Annotated in this window: 1 protein-coding gene and 1 pseudogene; one reads left to right on the forward strand and one right to left on the reverse strand. The window is 70.7% G+C overall.

From position 1 onward, the window contains the following. Positions 1 to 410: 410 nt before the first annotated feature. A complete protein-coding gene (locus tag GSF22_RS31540) occupies positions 411 to 3,320 on the reverse strand; it encodes a glycoside hydrolase family 9 protein (RefSeq protein WP_208817562.1) in 2,910 nt (969 codons plus the stop codon). 283 nt (positions 3,321 to 3,603) lie between these two features. Between GSF22_RS31540 and GSF22_RS31545 the strand changes: the two are divergent. Continuing rightward, positions 3,604 to 4,114 (forward strand): annotated as a pseudogene (locus GSF22_RS31545) (LPXTG cell wall anchor domain-containing protein); the annotation flags it as partial.

Here is a 4,114-nt window from a genome sequence, read left to right on the forward strand (position 1 = left end):
GCGGTGGCCGGTACGGCCGACCCGGCCACTGCGGCAGCCAGCGCGGCAGCGGCGGCGAGTACGGGGGCCCAACGGCGTGGTCGCATTGTTTCTCCTTCGCGTGAGCGGTCGTCACGGCTGGTCCCGGGCACCGGCGACAGGGGGCCGCCGGGTGGCGGGATCACCGGTGACGGTAGGGCCGTCCGGGCCGCAGATGCCCGTCCCACGCGGCACGGAAACTGTCATTCATCTCATCGCCGTCGATGCATCCACGGGCCGGTCCCAGCCCGTATCCCGTTCGGGACCGGTCCGCCCCCGGCCCCGCGATCTGCCGGCGGATACCGGGCAGCGGGCCCCTTCGGCTCTCCCGGACGCGGAGCGGCCGGCCACCGCGGGGTGCGGTGACCGGCCGGTCCGGCAGGGGGGACGGGTCAGCCGACGGCGCAGGCCGATCCGTTGAGGGTGAAGGCGGTGGGCTTCGGGTTGGTGCCGCTGTGCGTGCCGTTGAAGCCGAAGCTCGTGGACGCGCCGGGGGCGAGCGTCCCGTTGTAGGGCAGGTTGGTCGCGGTCACGGTGGCACCGGTCTGGATGACGTTGGCCGACCAGCCCTGGCCGGCCTGCTGCCCGGCGGTGTACGCGAACTGGAGGCTCCAGCCGTTGACGGTGCTGGTCCCGGTGTTGGTGATGGTGATGTTCGCGGTGAACCCGGTGTTCCAGTCGCTGGTGGTGTAGGCGACCGTGCAGGAGGCCGTCGGGCTGTCCGGTGCGGTGGTCACCGCCACCGCCGCCGAGGGCGCCGAGGCGTTGCCGGCGGCGTCGGTCGCGACCACGTAGAACTGGTACGCGGTCGCCGGGGTCAGCCCGGTCACCGGGTACGTGGTGCCGGTGACCGTGGCGAGCAGCGCGTCGGTGGCGCCGGCCTCCCGGTACACCCGGTAGCCGGTGACGCCGACGTTGTCGGTGGCCGGTCCCCAGGTCAGGGTGACCCCGTTCGGGCCGATCGCCGAGGCGGTGGGGGTACCGGGCGCGGTCGGCGCGGTGGTGTCCGGCGGCGGTCCGGCCGGCGTGGTCACCTCCACGTACGGCGAGGCGCCCGACCGGTTACCGGCGCCGTCGCGGGCGTTCACCCAGAACCGGTACGTCCGCTGCGGCTGCAACCCGGTGACGTTCAGCGAGTTGGTCGTGGTGGGCAGCAGGAGCAGCGCGTCGCTGCCGATCTGCATCTGGGTGACGTCGTACCCGGCCAGTCCGCTGCCTCCGGTGTCGGTGGAGGCGGGCCAGGTCAGGGTGAGGCCGGTCGAGGTGACCGCCGAGGCGACCGGGGTGCCGGGCGTGGTCGGCGCCGTGGTGTCCGGGGTGGCCGGGCCGGGTTCGGTACCCCAGACCCGGGTGCCGTTGGCGTAGAGCGGCACCTTCGGGTTCGGGCCGGCGGTCGCCTGGTACGACGGGTCGTTGGTCGGGTCCCAGGTGCCGCCCTCCGGTACCCCGATCTTGAACTGCACCTCCATCCGGTGCTGTGACTGGCCGGCGGGGGCGATGGTGTGGCCGGTGCAGTCGACCTCGACGTACCAGATGTCGGCGGAGTGCTGCTTCGCCGTGGACGGCGACGGGCAGCCCTGGGTGTAACCGGGGGTCACCTGCACCGGGCCGGTGCCGTCGGGCCGGAAGTAGTAGCGGAACTTCCCGGTGGTCAGCGCGCGGGCCGGGAAGGCCGACTTGTTGTAGACGATCGCCTTCAGGCCGATCGCCCGGGGCTCGTTCTGCATGACCGTGGTCTCCACGGTCAGCTCGTCCATGTCCGGCTGTTCCGGCTGCGGGAAGTTGGCCAGCGGAGCGCCGCCGTACTCGCCGTGCAGCCGGGCCAGCGCCGAGGTGAAACCGGCGTTGTAGTCGGTGGCCACCTCGTTCATCACGTAGTCCGACCGGCTGTCGGTGTACGCGTCGTTCGCCGCCGACGGGCCACCGACCAGCGCGCCGTGGAGCACGTGCCGGGTACCGGTGGGCACGGTCATGTTGTCCCACCAGGAGCCGTGTGCGGTCCGGTGGTGCGGGTTCTTCGGCGGGTTGGTGCCGAAACCGATCACGTAGCTGGAGTTGCGCGGGTTCTCGCCGAGCGCGTAGTTGATCTGCCGGACCGCGAAGTCGTGGTAGCGGGCCTTCCGGGTCGCGTCGGTGGTCCGGTCGCTGTAGACCAGCGCCACGAACGACGTGTTGGCGGCGTAGCGCAGCGCACCCCAGGAGTCGAGCACGGCCATCCCGCCGGGCGAGTACGGCACCCGTTGGCTGTTCACGCCGACGGTCCAGTAGTCCAGCCACCGGTTGGCGTCGTCGACGTACTTCTGCTTGCCGGTCAGGTTGGCCAGCAGCACGTACGCGCCGTACTGCTTGTTGTCCCAGGCGATCGTCCACCGGTAGGACTTGGTGGTGGACTGGTTCTCGTTGCCGAGACTGTCGTAGAGTGCCTCGGCCCTGGCCAGGTACGCGGCGTCACCGGTGGCCCGGTAGAGCCAGATCGCCCCCCAGACCAGTTCGTCGGTGTACCCGCTCCAGGAACGGTAGAAGCTGGTCGCGTCGGTGATGCACTCGTGGTACGCCTTCCGAACTGTGTCGGCGAAGGTGTAGAGCTGCTTGGCGTGGCCGACCAGGGTGTTGGCGTAGGTCGGGTCGGTGGGCCGGAAGACGATCGAGGCTGCGGCCATCGCCGCCGCCGTCTCACCGGCCAGGTCCGCGCCGCCGCAGCTCGCGTCGATCTTGTACGCGGGCCGTGCCATCGGCATCACCTCGGCCGGGCCCCACCACTTGTGGTCGTCGTCGCCCTTGCCGACCTGTCCGTAGAGGACGTTGGGGGCGGCGTGCGCCTTGATGAAGTAGTCGTTGACGAACCGCAGGTTGTTGAGCAGGTGGGGCAGCTGCCCGGAGTCCGCGTACGCCGACCGGTACTCCACCGCACCCCAGGCGAGCATCGTGGCGCTGAAGGCCATCGGGAAGCCGAACTTCACGTGGTCGCCCGCGTCGTACCAGCCACCGGTGAGGTCGACGCCGACATCGTTACCGTCGGTCATCGCCGAGTCGTCCCGCCAGGAGACCCGGTTCCAGTCCGGCAACCGGCCGGACTGCTGCGCCTCGTAGAAGAGGATGGATTTCTGCAACGCCTCGCCGTAGTTGAAGGCGGGCGCGGCGCCGGCCGGAGCCGGGGTGACCGCCGGGGCGACCACGCCCAGCGAGACCGTGGTGGCCAGGGCCGCGCCGAGGGCGGCGAGTTGTCGACGCCAGCGCGCCGGGCGGGGTACGGGTGTTCCGGGTCGGCCCTTCGGTCGGCCCGGCGGGGTCGGTTCGCGCACTACAATCGCTCCTGTCCGTGGAGCCGCTCGTGGCAACGCGTAGCGGAGGACGTCGGGGGAACGGATGTGGGCGCATCCGTTCCCCCATCTACGCGCCTGCGCGGCGGTGTGGTGAGAGGTGGTCCCGGAGGCGCGGGAGCGCTCCCATGGATTCCCAACAATGTAACCAGGCCATTGCCGCTTTGTGAAGGATCAACAGAAGCCCGTTCAGCCGATGCCGGCTGAGCAGCGCCTCAGCGATCATGTGCTGTCCCCTCCGACCACGTTCTGTGGAGGCATACCCATGCGACAGCGCCGCCGTACGATGCGCGCTCTTTTCTCGGCGACCGCCGCCGCCACCTGCCTCGCGCTGGCCACGCCAGCCTGGGCATCGATGAACATCTCCATCAACAAGGACCACAAGGGCGCCACCGCCGGCACGTTCAGTAACCAGGACTGCAAGGACGAGCGGTTCGCCGGCCTGCCGGCGGGCTACGACGGCTGGCACTTCATCCTGCCGGGCGGCAAGGACTCGGGCGCCTTCGAGACGATCACGGTGAGCTTCACCAACGGCGTCACCGTGAAGATCCCCGACGCCAACGACGTCTACCCGGACGCGTTCTACCCCGCCGGCCAGGACGACGCCCGGCTGATCCACGCCTACCTGTTCACCCCGGCCGGCTGGACGCTCGCCGACGGCACCGCCACGATCACCGGCGAGGCCGCCAAGTTCAACCTCAGCCACACCTGCGCCGGCGTTCCGACCACCCCGACGCCGACCCCGACGCCGACCCCGTCGCCGACCACCCCCGGCG

Origin of the sequence: Micromonospora echinofusca (assembly GCF_017614955.1) — a bacterium.
GTDB classification, from domain to species: Bacteria; Actinomycetota; Actinomycetes; order Mycobacteriales; family Micromonosporaceae; genus Micromonospora; species Micromonospora echinofusca_A.